Source organism: Luteimonas saliphila (assembly GCF_016774335.1).
Taxonomy (GTDB): domain Bacteria; phylum Pseudomonadota; class Gammaproteobacteria; order Xanthomonadales; family Xanthomonadaceae; genus Luteimonas; species Luteimonas saliphila.
The window spans coordinates 140,956-154,707 of sequence record NZ_JAETWA010000030.1 but is presented as its reverse complement, the minus strand read 5'-3'; the positions used below and the strand labels follow the sequence as shown (position 1 = coordinate 154,707).

Here is a 13,752-nt window from a genome sequence, read left to right as displayed (position 1 = left end):
CTGCTCGGTCCGGGACATTGCCGGATCCACTGTGTATTCAACCGAACGGCTCGTAACCTGGGGGCGGAGATCCACGATGGTGTGTAGGCGCGACAAGCTCCACGAAGTTGCCCGGGTGGGATGCGTTGCCACCCACGAGGATCGGGCTGGTGCCGGCGAGAAACAGGCTCGGGCGAGCGCCAGTTGCGGGATTGCCGCCCCCGACCCAGCCTCTGGCAGTCGAGAGCTTGACCCATACCGCGCGGGTCGCTGCATCGACCGCAAGCTGGATGACGATGCGTTGTCCGGGCGCGCCGGTCAGCGAGCCCACGTCGACCTTCGTGTCGAGCGGCAGACCATAGTTCGCGTAGGCCACGACTGACCACGCGGAGACCGCTTGTACCGACGCTCCTGGCCCACCGTACGCGCGGCCCGGATGCGCAGCGTCGCTCAGGCTGTCGGGAGAGCCGCCCCAGAGGGAAACGCCCGCAGCGTATTGTCCGCCGTGGAACACGACGGCCTCGATGTAGGCTCGCCCCGTGATCGGGGTCTCGACGAAGCCTGCGGCCACGATGTCCGGGCCCGTGGTCGTCAACCTTGTGCCGCGGCTGGTGACCCTCGCATTCGAGTTCGTGTAGTGGAACACCGGGCTGTCGCCGCGGATACTCTTGCGCGCCACCGCTGCGCCCGCGAGACCGTGCGATCCGGATTCCGACGCGACGGCCGTCGCAACCCCTTGGAAGAGGGGCGCGCCAAAAGGTTTGGAGCTCCCGCAGCCGCTCGATGTCAGCAGGGCGGCAATCAGTACCGCCGGCACGTTCATCACGGTCGGACCCGCGTCATGGATATCGCGTCATGATGCCAGCCGAGATGGCATCGGCCCGTTGCTCGCCGCGCGCGTCGTTGGCGGACGGGGTCGCAGAGCGACGGTCGGCTGGTGGCACGGCAGTACCCCGGAGGACCCGACGGGGATGGGCGCCCCGGTACGTCGCGGCGTGGTGGGGATCCAGGCGCGGGGCCGGTCGAAGGCGTTGAACGCGCTCAGTGGCGTGGATCATCGCGGCCGGCCTGCGCCGTGCGGCCGGACCCGTTTCCGCATTTCTGTTCGCACAGACGACTCGGGCCGCGACGAGGCGGCCCAAGCGTCTGTTCTTACAGGGTTTGTATGGTGGGGTGGCGGCTATCGAAAAGCGTGACCAAATACCTGAAATGCGCGAACTTTGCGCATCGATAGGAGGACTCGTGCCCCCATAAGTGCCCCCGGCGGGCGCTGGCTTCAGAGTGCGCGGCGCAACCTGCTTTGATGCTGCTTGCAAGTCGGCTAGGTACGCTCAGCATCCTTGACCGATGGAGCCTCCAATAAACACCCGCGAAGAAGTCGCCCTGAGCAGCTTCGAAGGCCTCGTGCCCGTCGACGTCTTCTCAGCGAGCGTAGCTCAGCGCGACTAAATGGTAGCCAGCTCGGGCGCGATATCCTGCGTCCGCCAGCAGCGCGCGGGTGACGCGGCCACACCTGCGGAGCTCCACCTCGCGCGTGCGCCCCTTTTAAGGGGCGCGGCTGGCACCTGGTTCGGGGAGGGCCAAAGGATGATTGTTGGAGTGCGCATTTGGGGGTCGCGAGCCTCCCAGGACGCCCCATTGCGATCGCAAGAAGCTCACCGATTCGGCGGCTGGATTTTTACGGAGAGCCGTGCTCAAACACCTTGAAACCGTGTTCAAAGCGGGTTTGAAGGCCTTGCAGAGAGAGTGATCGAACGCAGGGTGATTGTGGAGGGACGCATGTACTACGCGACTCCCTGCCAACGTGTTGACAACCCCTATCCCGGGACCTACAACTGATGCCGCTCGCTACACTGGAGCAACACGCCCGCAGCACTTCCGAAAAGAGAAGCCCCCACCTGGTTGCAGCCAGGCAGGGGCGGGTCCCACAACGCCGCGTTCATGTCGACGTACCGAATTGGAGAACCCGGTAACGGCGATCATGACCCATGCGGATCGGCATAAGCAACCGCCGATTCCTAGTTCCGGATGGGTGGTCCGCCCAGCGCGGCACCGAAAAACGGTGCATGCCATGAACGATCCTGAATCGTGTATTCCCGCCGAGAGGCAGGGAAAGGGAGTTCACGTGAATCGGTACCGACGTCGCAGGCTCGACAGCTTTGAGTGGGTCTGCGAGCACTGGCGATCCTGGCCACGCCAAGGCCGGCTGTTCGACTAGTCGAGCGACTGGGAAGCAGGGGGGGTGGTGTTTCACCACCCCCCTTTTTCCTCAGCCTGTAGCTTCCGCTTGCGCCTCACCCTCCGCACGCTCTCACCCCTTGATTTCTAGGGTGGTGCTCCATCTGCTGCTGAGTCCCATGGCGCGCCGAAAATTTGTCGATTACCGCGGCCACTCCCCCCCGCGGTCGCGGGTCAGGTGCTCAGGGGCCCCCGCTGGCCGACTTATCCACAGGGGCGCCGCCCTGTCGCACGAGGTGGCGCCGCGCGGTCGCGAGCCACTCGCGCCAGGCGGTTTCGCCGAAGATCAGTGTGGGCGCCGAGGGCCAAACCTCCTCGACTATCTCGACCTTGAGATAATCGTCGCTGAAGATCCATTTGTGCGTCGCCGTCGAGACCTTCTCGAGTATCTCGATGAGCCGGTTCGGCCGCGCTCGCATGCAAAACGATACGTCGCCCCGTTCTACGTGCAGTATCCAATGCGTCGGGTAGTAGCTCACCGTCAAGGTGCCATCGAGCGATCGCAGCTCGAGCTCATCGGGGATTGGGGGAAGCTGGATCACTTCGCTCATGTTCGCCGCCGCAGTTGGCTGCTGGCCGCTGATCGCGCGAGGGTGTCCAGGATGCGCTGCGTGGCCTCGACGCCTTCCGGCGTGGTCTCGAACTCCTCGCTGCCTGTCGGCAGTTCGACCCTGATGGTGACCAGCCTCGACCCGATGGCCGCACGCGTGGCGGTCGCGGCGCCGCCGGTCGCCTGGTCAGCTTCCCCTCGTGCTTCATCGAGAATGCGCTGCCGCTCCTGCAAGGCTTCCTCGCGCTTGCGCTTGAGCTCCTGGTCGACGCGCTCCTGCTTCTGGGCGAGCGCGCGGACGGCCTCGGCGTCGAGCAGGCTGTACTGCGCCCGCAGCTTCTCCATCCGATCTTCGAGCGGATCCATCTTCGCCAGCTGCTTGTCGAGTTCGTCGTTGACGCGGGCGAGGGCGGCGCGCTGCTCTTCGATCCGGGCCATCTGCCGGTTCCACGCCGGCAGCCACAGCTGGGTTCCGGCGAGCCGGTTGAGCGAGAATAGGGTCTGGACCGCCGCGTCCGACATTCCCTGCAGGGCGACCTTCAACCCCTGGGCGGCACCAGACGACTTCTGCATCGAGCTGCCCGCCTTCTGGCTGCTCTCGTCGACCCTGCCCGTCGCCTTGGCCGCGGATTCCGCGGCGCCGCCCAGGCCTCGATACTTGCCGACCTGCTCGTCGAGGGCGTCGTTGACGTCGAAGATGGCCTCCAGCACCGCCAGCTCCGCCTCGACGCGGGCTTTCGCCGCGGGCTCGCTCTCGGCCACTGCAGCGCGCGCGGTTGAGCTGTAGCGCTCAAGCGCGCGGCGTACATCCTCGATCGACGCCTCGCCCCGCCCGAAGGCCTCACGCACGATTTCGAAGCTGGTGCGCGCTGCGGCCGCGGTGCGCTGCAGGTCTGCCTGGGATTCGATGCCCAGGTCAGCGTAGGCGTTCCGGAGCTTCAAGCCGGCCGCCTTGGCCTTCTCCGCTGCGGCATCGACGACGGTGGCGGTGGCGGTCGCCGCGCTTCCCTGCGCGGTGAGGGCGGCGGTGGCGCCCTCGGCGGCGCCTTCCAGCTCTTGCTCCGCCCCCGCGAGGTCCGTTGCAGCTGCCGATAATTTGCCGATGCCAGACTCGGCGTCAGAGCCGGCGTCCGTCATGCTGCCACCCAGGCGCTTTGCCGCATCGGCGGTCTCGCCCATGTTGGTCAGCATTCGCCCGCCGAACTCATCCGCGACCGCGCCGAGGCCGCCGGCAAGGTGCTCGACGGATCCTTGTCCCTCCTCGATGATGCCGAAGAACTCGAGGATGGCGCGCGCCGGGCCGGTCAACGCGTCCTGCACCTGGAAGAAGACCGAGGCGATCTTGGCTACCGCAGCGGCGATGCCCAGGATTGCGGTCTGCACCGCGTTGAACACCACGGCGAAGGTCTGACCGATGAGCGTCACGGCCCCGACGATGATCTCAAGCTGATCCTTGAAGCCGTCGATCGTGTCGCCGGCATCATCCAGGGCCTCGCGGATCGACCGAGCCAGCTGGTGGAAGTCGATCTCCTCGAACAGTTCTCGCGCGGCGGCCGCACCCTCGATGAATGTCTCCTGCAATGCGACCTTGAGCTCTGCGAACTCCGGCGACTGAGCGAACTCTTCCAACTCGCCAGCGAGGGCGACCAGCTCGTTTCTCAGTGGCTCCAGCAGCGGCTCGACCAGCGAGCGCCTGGTCTGGTCGAAGGTGTCCCGGATCTGCTCGGCGGCGCCGCTGAGCGAGTTGCCCATCGTCTGGGCCGTCTCGTTCGCCGATCCGGCCGCGTTTCGCAGGTCGCCGTCGAGCTGACGCAGCGCGGCGCTGCCCGAGTTGACCAATGAAAGGATCGCCGGGCGTGCCGCGGCGTCGAGCTTCAGCAGTGCTTCCTGCCCCTCCTGGCCTTTCTTGCCGAGTTGCTCGACTACCTCTATGAAGTCGCTGGATTCGATACCGGCCTCGCGCAGCGCGCGCCCGAAGTCGCTGGCGGGATCGAGCATCTCGCTGAAGACGTTGCGCAGCGCGGTACCGGCACGCTCACCCCGGAAGCCTTGGTCGGCCAACGCGCCCAGAATGGCAACCGTGGTCTCAAGGTCGATCCCCAGCAGTTTGGCCAGGGGGGCGGCATACGACAACGCATTGCCCAGGCCCTCGACATCGGCGGTCGTGGCGTTCGCGGCCATGGCAAGCACGTCGGAGACACGCCCGGCGTTGTCGGCGGCCAGGCCGTACTGGGTGAGCGTGGTGGTGACGATCTCCGCCGCCTGAGCCACGCCGAGCCCGGCTGCCTGCGCGAGGTCGAGCGTGGCGGGCAGCGCGGCGATCGCAGTCTGAGCGCTACCGGTGGCTCGGGCGAGTTCGCCGAGACCCTGAGCGGCTTCCAGCGCGCTGAACCTGGTGGCGGCGCCGCCGGCCTCGGCTGCCTGTTTCATGGCGGCGAGTTCTTCCGCCGTCGCTCCGGTGACCGCCTTCACCTCGGTGAGGGCGTCTTCCAAGTCAGTCGCCGACCGCACCCCTCCCGCAAACAGCGTTGTGCCGCTGAGCGTGGCCAATCCCTTCAGCGCCACGGTGACCGCAGTGGAAATGGCGGTCAGCCGTAGTGCCAGGGCGCCGAGGGACTTGGCCGAACCGCCGGCCGCCTTGTCCAGGGTGCCCACGCCGCCGGCTGCAGCGCGCGTGTCCTTGCCTGCCTTGCGGGCTGAGCCGGCGACCGCCTCGCCGCGCTGCGCCACGCCGAGTAGCTCGCCCTGCAGCCTGTCGCTGGCGTCCGCCAGCTTCTCCGTATCGACGCCGGCGGCACGTAGGCTGGCCGACGTCTTCTGCAGCTCCACCTGCTGGCGGTTCTGCTGCTTTGACAGCTTCTCAACCTGGGCGGCAGCGCGCCCCAGCTCCCGCTGTAGCTTCGCCGTTGGGGTCTGCGTGCGGTCGGCCTCCGCCGCCAAGCCGGCCATGCGCGTGCGCGCGGAGTCCAGCGCCGTTCCCGTTTCGGTGAGCGACGCCTTGAGCCTGGTGAAATCCTTGATCTTGCTGGTGGTGTCCTGGAGCCGCTGCAGCTCGCCGACCAGCGCCTTCGCCTGGTCGGCGGACTTGTCACCGCTCTCGCCGAGCGCCGTCAGCTGGCCGGCGAGAGCGGTGAGCTCGCGGCCACCCTCGGTCTGAACGAGGAACCGCAGGACCTCTTCGTAGACGTTGCGCGTGGCCACTTAGTGCCAGCCCGCGAATCCTTCGCGCCTGTCGTCCGCGAGCGAGAGACAGTCCGGGGAATCGTGTTCCATGGAGAACGAGGTGATGCGGGTGGTGCCGTCCTCGGCTTCCACCAATGCCCACATGAGAACTGGCCGGGTGACCGTCCGCCCGCTCTCTTCGAAGACAGCCTTGTACTCGGGGCCCGGGGCCTGGGTGATGCTGATGATCTTGTCCATTGCAATCCCTAGGTGAAGTGGATGAATGCCGACTCACCCCCGACAGGACGTGCGGAATAAGCGATGAGGCCTAAGACACGTTTCTGTCGCAGAACGTCGGCTGCCGGTGTTGTTGGCGCCACCGCCGGCTGGGCGCTTGCTGGTGCGAGGGCACCACCATGGACTCGGTTGCTAGGCTGCGATGACCGCCTCGGGGTCCGCGTCGTTACGGCGGCGCACCGGCGAGCCGGCCTCCTCAGATGCGAGTACCGTGCGCTCTTCCTCGACCTCGAGATTGAACAGCGCGCGCTTCCACTCCTCGACCTGTTTGCGGAGGTCGACAGTGTCGACCGGACCCTCTCGCTCGGCGTACTGCGCCTCCAACGTGTCGCGAAACCGCTTCTTCATCGCCTCCGGATCCATCCAAGCCATGAATTCGAGGAGATCGCGTGCGTCATGGATCGGCAGCCTGAACAAGCCACCCGAATACATGAGGTCGGTCGTGTCGAGGCGAAAATCCTCTGCACGGCTGTCGACGTACTCCTCTGCAAGGCGGATCGCTTCCCCGAGTGGCCGCGGCGGCGTCGCGTTGTCACTGAGGCGCTGCTTCAGTTCGGCGATCTGGTCACGGAGCTTAGCGACCTTCTTCTGGTGGTCGGCCGCCATCACTTCTTCCTCTTGGCGTGCAGACCGGTGATCCATTCCGCCTGCTGGACAGCCGGCGCCTGTTGCAGCTGCACGAACTTGGCCGGTGCAGCGGAAGGCGGATTCGGGTTGGATGCCAGCCCGTCGTGGTAATCGGTGAGAAGGTGCCTGACTTCACCGGTCATCTCCTGGACTGGGGGTCCGGGGTCGGGCTTCGGACGGTTGTTGAGGACCGTGCGCATCTCGGCCGCGAGGGTGGCCAATGGCGACCAGTCCGCCTGCAGCTTGTCGTGGAGAATCTCGAGGATCTCGAGACGCTTCATTGTCAGCGCGAGCCGCTGCAACTCCTCAATCGTCTGCCGGCGGACCTCTTCTCTGATGTGTGGATCACTGTAGATCCCCCGGTGCAGTTCATTGAGGCGGGCGAGTTGAACGTGCCGCTGTTCCAGAAGGCCGCGCCGTTCTTCGGCCATGCGAAGGACGGCCCCGTTCGCAGCCTGGGCGCGGAGTTCCATCTCGATGACTTTCACCTCGTCGCGGTGCACGTCGGGAAGATCACCAGGCTCCAGGGCGGCGAGCGTGACGCTGCCGCGGCTCATTGCAGAGATCAGATCGGGTCGAATGTCCATGCGGCAATGCTCCGGCAGCGCGCGCAAGTCGTCGAGAGCGGAAAATTACCTTCCGTGACGTTCAGTGACCTTCCGTGCATCGGCGTTCCTGCTCGTCGATCCAATCCAACACGTCATCCACCCGGTACCACACCTGGCCGGCACGGAAGTGCGGGGGGCCCTTCCCTTGCGATCTCCAGTTCTTCAGCGTGTCGTGCTTAATGCCGATCAAGGCAGCGGCTCCGACCGTCGTCAGTCGGCCATCGGCCGTGACGTGCTGGTCGGCCAACCGCATCTCTGCCATTACCTGGCGGCCTCGCTCACTGACGCAACGGTTGCGGGTTCCGTCGCTCATCGTTCGGCGGGCGTGTCGTGGTGGCCCAGCGCGCGCAGTTCGCGGATCGCCTTCTCGTCGCGTGCCTCCCGGGTCATGGTGCTCACCTGGCTACAACTCCTCCAGGACGGCGTCGATCCAGTCGGCGACACTGGCGGGGTCGAAGGTCAGGCCCTTGTTGCTCACCTCGCCGACAAGGCGTGTGGCATCGCTGAAGGGCATGCGGGCGTAGTGCCAGCCCGTGTCGGCCTTCCCGCCGAAGATGTGCGTGCCTGGAAAGTAGGCGACCCGGAACAGCCCGCCGGGGCTGGCCAGTTCCACGGGAAACCCGAATGAGGGCGGATGCGGCATGGTCAGGCCCCCTTGGTGCGGCGCGGCGCGCGCTTCGCGGTGTTGGCCGCGGCGGACTGTCGCGCGAGGGGTGCCGCCAGCTCGAGCAACTCGGCAAGGCGAGTCAGGCCCTTCGGCGTTACCAGGACCTGCTCCACGATCCGTGGAGTGCCGTCGCTCCTCTCGACCGTCACCACGCGGTGCTTCAGTTGGCCACGGTCGAGCCGGGGCTGGAACGCCAGCCAGCTGCCGTGCTCGCTACTGCGGTAGATCCAGCCGTTCTGCTGCAGCCAGGCGAAGAAGGCCGCCGGCGGGATGCTCAGCGTCTTCGCGGCCGCGGTGATCGAGACGCTGCCCCGGGCCTCGGCGAGGCGATCGAACGCGGCGACGTGCGTCGACTGCTCGTCGAGCTTCTGGCGAAGCGCGATCTCCTGCTCCGTGCGGAACAGCAGCATCCCGCGCAGGGCGGCTGGGTCGTCGAGCGGCGCCAGTTGCGCGGCGACGCGAGCGGCGCGCTGGCTCTGCAGGAAGGTGTTCACGACGTGCAGGTGGAAGCGTGCGTCGATCCATGCCGCGTACGCCACAACCAGTTGCTCCGCGACATACGTTCCAGCGCGCGTGCCGCCGCGAGTCTTCGCCAAAGCCGGGATTCCGGCTTCCAGCTCCACCTCGCTGACCAGCTCCTGGGCTTGCTTGTTCGCCAGCCAGACCGAAGGCCTGTGCTTGGCCTTGCCTCCGCTGGCCCGGTGAAGATCGTTCAGTGAATAGCGGCCGTCAGCATCACGGCGAATCGTGGTGTCGGCGATCGAGAGCTGGTTCATGATTTCTCCAGAGCAGCTTTGAGTTCTTGCATCCGGCGGGCGTGCGCCCGGTCATAGATCTCCCGTTCGCGGGCGGTGTGTTCCTGCTCGTTGTTCCTCGCCCGCTTTCCCTGTTGCGAAGCAGCGAATTCAGGAGAGGTGTATTCAAAAGCGAATTCCTGTCGCGCCGGCGTACCTAGTTGCTGCACGCCGGCATACCTAGTTGAAGGCACGCCGGCATACCTAGTCGGGTCGGAGTTGATGGCTGACTCTGGGCATGCGCGCATACCTAGTGCTAGGTATGCCGGCATACCTAGTTGGGCGCGGGCTTCGCGTTCATCGGGAGTCGGGACTCGCGGGCTGGCCATGACCACGTAACGGTTCGCTTTCCGTGGACCGGGGCGCAGGATCGTGATGTAGTCGAGCCGCTCCAGGTTCCGCAGACGCGCCTTGACGTTGGTCGTCGCCAAGCGCGCACGCTTGGCAATCAAGGCTGGGCCCGGGAACGCTTCGCCTACCTCATTGCAGTGCTCCAGAATCACCGCGAGCACGGCGACATCGCCGCGGCAAAGGCGCCAATCGCACGCGGCAGCGCGCAGCAATTGCACCTCGAGAACCGGGCTGATCCTTCCTGTATGATTCCGCTGCAGGTCGCCGCCAAGCTCTGCACTCGCGCCCCGGTCCGCCGGGGCGTTGTTCCTTTCAGCCATCGGGCGGTCCCCTTCGGAGAGCGTCTGCCAGGGCCAGGGCATGCTGTCGCGCGCCTTCGAGCGTCCGCGCCAGGTGATCGGCGGCGTCGGGGTTCGGGTAGCGATGCAACGTTTCGCATGCAGCAGCGAGATGCGCGCCGATCTCCGGCAGCTGTTCGCGAAGGTGGGCAGCGCAGGGCATGTTCCAGCGCGCGCCCGTGCCTGTCGCAGCGCGCGGCTGATGATCATGCGGTGCCACGGGCACGGGCGCGCTGCTCGTTCATCCACGCGACGACTTCCGCTTCGCACCACCGGGGCGAATGTGGACCCAGGTGGATCGGCTTGGGGAACGTTCCAGCCGCGATGCGGCGGTATCTTTCGGTCTTGCTCAGGCCGACGAGCCGGTCGGTCTCGGGGCCGGTGAGGAAGCGTGCGGGAGCGGGGTCCGCGGCGGCGTTCATTCAATGGTTTCCTTTTGGCGCCCTATGGGGCGGCTCGGGGAAACTATTGACGATCGGTGTAGCAGGAACCGGGACTAATTCGCTCCGATTCTGCTGAAGTTTTTCCGGGCACGCTCGCGATAGTCGGCGGGGATCGTGGTTCCATGCCTGGCACCGGTTACGGCGTCCACGAGAGAAGCGGCCAGTTCGAAGTCCACCGACACCGGGTAGCAGATCTTCGCCAGCAGCGCCGCCACCACCATTTCACATCGCCTGGCGCGGGCACGCGCTGAGCGCGGCTGCGCACATGCCCACGCGTCCCGTGTGCGCTCATTCAGCTTGTCAAAAGGGGCCAGCGGCGAGTAGTCAGCGCGGTCGCGCCTCCGCGTCGAGGCGAGCAACTGCGCGGCCAGCGCTTCAATCGGAGCCTCCAAGCCTGGCCGACCCGTTTCAAGTTCCATGGATCGAAGCGCCGCGGCCGCGCGAAGGAGATCGCGAGCCAACGCGGTTCGTCCAACACGCATCTCTGCCGGGCTACGGACTGGATTCCATACCGCTGCGGCCAGGAACTCGGCGCACAGGCGACCTCGGAGCTGGCCCCGGTCGACCGTCGACCAGACTTCCCGATCCAGCTGCTGGTCCACCCATCGGTACACCCGCACCATCCGCGCGTCGAGGATCAGGCGCCGAAGCTCCGCGCGTTGTCGCTCCTGCCTTCGCCCGCGGACCCGGCCGTCCACGTGCTTCCAGGCCGCCTGCCACGCAGGGCTGGTGCCGGCGCAGAACTCACTGGGGAACAGGTCCAAGTGCGTCACGGCGGCGCCTGCATACGTGCGCGATCGCGCGCTTCGACCCGCGCCCGAATCCATCCCGTGATCTCGTGTTCGAGCCACCACACGGTAGCGCTGTCGATGTCGTGCACGGCCGCCGGGAACGTACCAGCCGCCATCCGCTGGTAGATCGTCGTCCGGCTGAGACCGACACGGCGCTCCACCTCACGGCGGGGCAGGAGCACGAGGGGAGTTCCCCCCTCGTGCTGGTACGGCACGCCGCCTTCCACAATCCGCTCAGTAGGCATGGATTCCATCCGATGAATTTGCGTGCGCGGCCATGGTCAGACTTCCTCTCGCGCCGCCTTGAACCTCCCGAACTCTTCCAGGAGGCGCTCCTGTGCGACGTCTAGGTCCCGGCGTACATCTTCCAACGTCCGATGGAGGTGCGTGGCCGCCTCGCAGACGGACTGTACGTTGGCGCTGTCGTCCAGGCTCGCCATGAGCCTGACGACGGAGGTGGCCTGCTCGAGCTTCACCATCGGAATGGACAGCTCCTCGCCGACATTGATGGCGAGGGCGACGTCGGGGGGCGATATAATTTCGGTTGCCATGATCGTTCTCCTATCGAACGGTGGTGGAAGTCCGTCGTCGCTGTTACAGCAGCGGCGGCGGGCGCTTTACCGGCGTCGGCCGGATTTCTTGAACTCCAGTACCTTGCCGGTGTCGGCGCGGCGGTGGTCGAGATAGTCGGCCCAGGCCTGCATCATCTTGCGGCGCTCGACTAGGTGAGAGGTGCGGTTGTACGCACGGCCGTTCGGATCCTTCACCGCGTGCGCCAGCTGGTGCTCGATGAAGTCGGGCCTGAAGCCGAGGTCCTCGTCTAGGCGAGTGCGGGCCATCGCGCGAAACCCGTGGACGGTCATGGTGCCTTGCGCATATCCCATGCGCCGCAGCGCGGCGGTAAGGCCGTTGTCGCTCATCGGGCGCTTAGGGCTGCGGCCGCCGGGGAAGACATACCGGAAGTGGCCGGTTAGTGGCTGCAGCTCTTCCAGGATCGCCACGGCCTGCCGAGACAGCGGCACCAGGTGCGGCTGCCGCATCTTCATCTTGTGGGCGGGGATGTTCCACTCGGCGGCATCCATGTCGATCTCAACCCATTCCGCCTGCCGGAGCTCTCCGGGACGCACGAAGACCAGCGGCGCCAGTTGCAGCGCGCAGCGCGTGACGTGGCCGCCCTTGTAGCCGTCGATGGCGCGGAGCAGGGCACCGATGCCGTCGGGATCCACGATGGCGGCATGGTGCTTCTCGGGTGCCGGCGCGAGCGCGCCCTTGAGGTCGGAGACCGGATTGCGATCCGCCCGGCCGGTGGCGATCGCGTAGCGCATCACCTGGCCGCAGTTCTGCAGAACGCGGTGCGCGCTCTCGATCGCTCCGCGGTCCTCGATGCGCCGACCGACGCGCAGGAATTCGGGCGCGGTGAGTTCGGCGACGGGCCGGGCCCCGATGTACGGGAAGACGTCGTTGTCGAGCCACGCCACGACCTTCGCCTTGTAGCTTGGCACCCAGTCGCGTTTCTCCAGCCACTCGCGCGCAACGACCTCGAAGCTGTTGCCTGCGCGCTCCGCGCCGGCGAGCTTGGCGGCTCGCTTGTGCTCGCTGGGATCCACGCCGTTGGCAAGCAGCTTGCGCGCGGCGTCACGGCGCTCGCGCGCATCGGCAAGGCCCACGTCGGGATAGGTGCCGTGGGCGAGGCGCTTCTCCTTGCCACCGAACCGATACTTCTGGCGCCACAGCTTGCCCCCGGCCGGCGTGACCTCAAGATAGAGGCCGCCGCCGTCGAACAGACGTTGCACCTTGTCGGATGGGGAGACCTTGCGGACGGCGAGTTCAGTAAGCGGCATTGGGGGCATCCAGGCCGCGGCAGAGGCCGCGTGCCCCCAACGATGCCCCCGCCGCTGCGAGGATTGCAAGGGGTTCCGTGGAGTCCCACAGAAACAAAAAACCCGGAAGCCCTTGCGAATCAGGATCTTCCGGGTCTCTGTGGTACGCCTTGGAACAATAAATGGTGGAGGTGGCGGGAATCGAACCCGCGTCCGAAGGCACTCCATCCCCGGTCCTACATGCTTAGCTCGCCGTTGGATCTCGTCCCCTGGCAGCACGGCGTGCGAAGCGCGCCAGGGAACCAGCCTGTGAGTTCAACCACGGCAGACAGGCGGCCACCGCGGCTGGTTCCCGTAATGATGACCCTACATCCACGAGTACGGGCACAAGTGGGTTCGGGGCTTACGCCTTAAGCGGCGAGAGCGTAGTTGTCGTCGTTGGCAACTAAGTGTTTGCCGCTGGATTAACGAGGAAAGCTGCCCCCTCGGCATGCACCAGGTGATTTCGCGACCCCCGTCGAAGCCAGTGCACCCCCGGTGATCCTAGGAATGATGCGGGTTCTAGAGCATCGGTTGACCAAATCCTGACCGTTCAGACTATACACGCGACACCCTGAACGGCCCGGCCATTCTACTCGGACTGCCGCCGGCGCGTCTCCGCCTCCTGGCGTTTCTGGGCGGCGACCACCTGCACCTTGGCATAGCCCTCGGCGCCGAATACTTCCCTGACGGCCTCGCGCCAGGCCTCTTCCGCGTCCCATGCTTCGCGCATGCGCTGTTCGGGGGTGAGGACTGGGCCGCGGTCGGGCATCAGGGGTTCTCCAGGGCGTCGAGGATGCGGCGGAGTTCGTCGGCGGTGAAGGTGCCTTCGAGCCAGACGGTGCCGGCGTACTGCTCGGGACGGTGCGCCGGGCCGGGCTGGACGAAGCTGACGATCGCGCCCCACGGGCCGTATGCGACCAGCTCCTGCGTGGCCCACTGCTTCGCAGTGCCCCGGTATTCGGCAGGCATAGGGTCGTGGCTGAATGTCGCACCGAGGGTCGGCGCAAGCGCGGCATGCGGCATCGGGGGTGCTTCAGGTGGCATC

General features: G+C 66.3%; 17 protein-coding genes and 1 other RNA gene. All 18 read right to left on the bottom strand.

What is annotated here, in order from left to right; translation table 11 throughout:
• Positions 1-37: 37 nt before the first annotated feature.
• The 18 genes from JMO03_RS07625 to JMO03_RS07540 all read right to left on the bottom strand — a co-directional run bounded on the left by JMO03_RS07625 (position 38) and on the right by JMO03_RS07540 (position 13,751).
• On the bottom strand, positions 38-802 hold the full coding sequence (locus tag JMO03_RS07625; RefSeq protein ID WP_202842140.1) for a hypothetical protein: 765 nt from the start codon (positions 800-802) through the stop codon (positions 38-40).
• Between the two features lie 1,597 nt (positions 803-2,399).
• On the bottom strand, positions 2,400-2,768 hold the full coding sequence (locus tag JMO03_RS07620; protein WP_202842138.1) for a hypothetical protein: 369 nt from the start codon (positions 2,766-2,768) through the stop codon (positions 2,400-2,402).
• The gene (locus JMO03_RS07615) at positions 2,765-5,968 is read right to left on the bottom strand and encodes a phage tail tape measure protein (RefSeq protein ID WP_202842136.1); all 3,204 of its coding nucleotides are present in this window, start codon (positions 5,966-5,968) and stop codon (positions 2,765-2,767) included. Before JMO03_RS07615 ends, JMO03_RS07620 begins: the two co-directional genes overlap by 4 nt.
• Positions 5,969-6,187 (bottom strand): hypothetical protein, encoded by a 219-nt coding sequence (locus tag JMO03_RS07610; RefSeq protein ID WP_202842133.1) that lies wholly within the window; start codon positions 6,185-6,187, stop codon positions 5,969-5,971.
• 171 nt (positions 6,188-6,358) lie between these two features.
• A complete protein-coding gene (locus JMO03_RS07605; RefSeq protein WP_202842131.1) occupies positions 6,359-6,832 on the bottom strand; it encodes a hypothetical protein in 474 nt (157 codons plus the stop codon).
• Positions 6,832-7,440, bottom strand: coding sequence for a hypothetical protein (locus tag JMO03_RS07600; RefSeq protein ID WP_202842129.1), 609 nt, complete (start codon positions 7,438-7,440; stop codon positions 6,832-6,834). The genes JMO03_RS07605 and JMO03_RS07600 overlap by 1 nt, the downstream gene beginning before the upstream one ends.
• 61 nt (positions 7,441-7,501) lie before the next feature.
• Positions 7,502-7,774: a helix-turn-helix transcriptional regulator gene (locus tag JMO03_RS07595; RefSeq protein ID WP_202842127.1), complete on the bottom strand. Its 273-nt coding sequence runs from the start codon at positions 7,772-7,774 to the stop codon at positions 7,502-7,504.
• 90 nt (positions 7,775-7,864) lie between these two features.
• Positions 7,865-8,074, bottom strand: coding sequence for a hypothetical protein (locus JMO03_RS07590; RefSeq protein WP_202842125.1), 210 nt, complete (start codon positions 8,072-8,074; stop codon positions 7,865-7,867).
• A gap of 32 nt (positions 8,075-8,106) precedes the next feature.
• A complete protein-coding gene (locus JMO03_RS07585) occupies positions 8,107-8,904 on the bottom strand; it encodes a phage antirepressor KilAC domain-containing protein (protein ID WP_202842123.1) in 798 nt (265 codons plus the stop codon).
• The gene (locus JMO03_RS07580; RefSeq protein WP_202842117.1) at positions 8,901-9,821 is read right to left on the bottom strand and encodes a helix-turn-helix domain-containing protein; all 921 of its coding nucleotides are present in this window, start codon (positions 9,819-9,821) and stop codon (positions 8,901-8,903) included. Before JMO03_RS07580 ends, JMO03_RS07585 begins: the two co-directional genes overlap by 4 nt.
• Positions 9,818-10,033 carry a helix-turn-helix transcriptional regulator gene (locus JMO03_RS07575; RefSeq protein WP_202842115.1) on the bottom strand — a complete coding sequence of 72 codons (216 nt, stop codon included), beginning with the start codon at positions 10,031-10,033 and terminating at the stop codon, positions 9,818-9,820. The genes JMO03_RS07580 and JMO03_RS07575 overlap by 4 nt, the downstream gene beginning before the upstream one ends.
• A gap of 74 nt (positions 10,034-10,107) precedes the next feature.
• The gene (locus JMO03_RS07570; protein WP_202842113.1) at positions 10,108-10,818 is read right to left on the bottom strand and encodes a hypothetical protein; all 711 of its coding nucleotides are present in this window, start codon (positions 10,816-10,818) and stop codon (positions 10,108-10,110) included.
• A 5-nt stretch (positions 10,819-10,823) separates the two neighbouring features.
• Entirely contained in the window at positions 10,824-11,099 is a 276-nt protein-coding gene (locus JMO03_RS07565) for a helix-turn-helix transcriptional regulator (RefSeq protein WP_238345981.1), read from the bottom strand.
• Between the two features lie 27 nt (positions 11,100-11,126).
• Entirely contained in the window at positions 11,127-11,396 is a 270-nt protein-coding gene (locus JMO03_RS07560) for a hypothetical protein (RefSeq protein WP_202842111.1), read from the bottom strand.
• A 66-nt stretch (positions 11,397-11,462) separates the two neighbouring features.
• Complete coding sequence (locus tag JMO03_RS07555) at positions 11,463-12,686, bottom strand: tyrosine-type recombinase/integrase (RefSeq protein WP_425491811.1); 1,224 nt, start codon at positions 12,684-12,686, stop codon at positions 11,463-11,465.
• Between the two features lie 162 nt (positions 12,687-12,848).
• Positions 12,849-13,201, bottom strand: a transfer-messenger RNA (tmRNA) gene (gene ssrA / locus JMO03_RS07550).
• 95 nt (positions 13,202-13,296) lie between these two features.
• The gene (locus JMO03_RS07545) at positions 13,297-13,437 is read right to left on the bottom strand and encodes a hypothetical protein (RefSeq protein WP_238345980.1); all 141 of its coding nucleotides are present in this window, start codon (positions 13,435-13,437) and stop codon (positions 13,297-13,299) included.
• Positions 13,438-13,475: 38 nt separating this feature from the next.
• The gene (locus JMO03_RS07540; RefSeq protein ID WP_202842107.1) at positions 13,476-13,751 is read right to left on the bottom strand and encodes a hypothetical protein; all 276 of its coding nucleotides are present in this window, start codon (positions 13,749-13,751) and stop codon (positions 13,476-13,478) included.
• Position 13,752 lies beyond the last annotated feature (1 nt).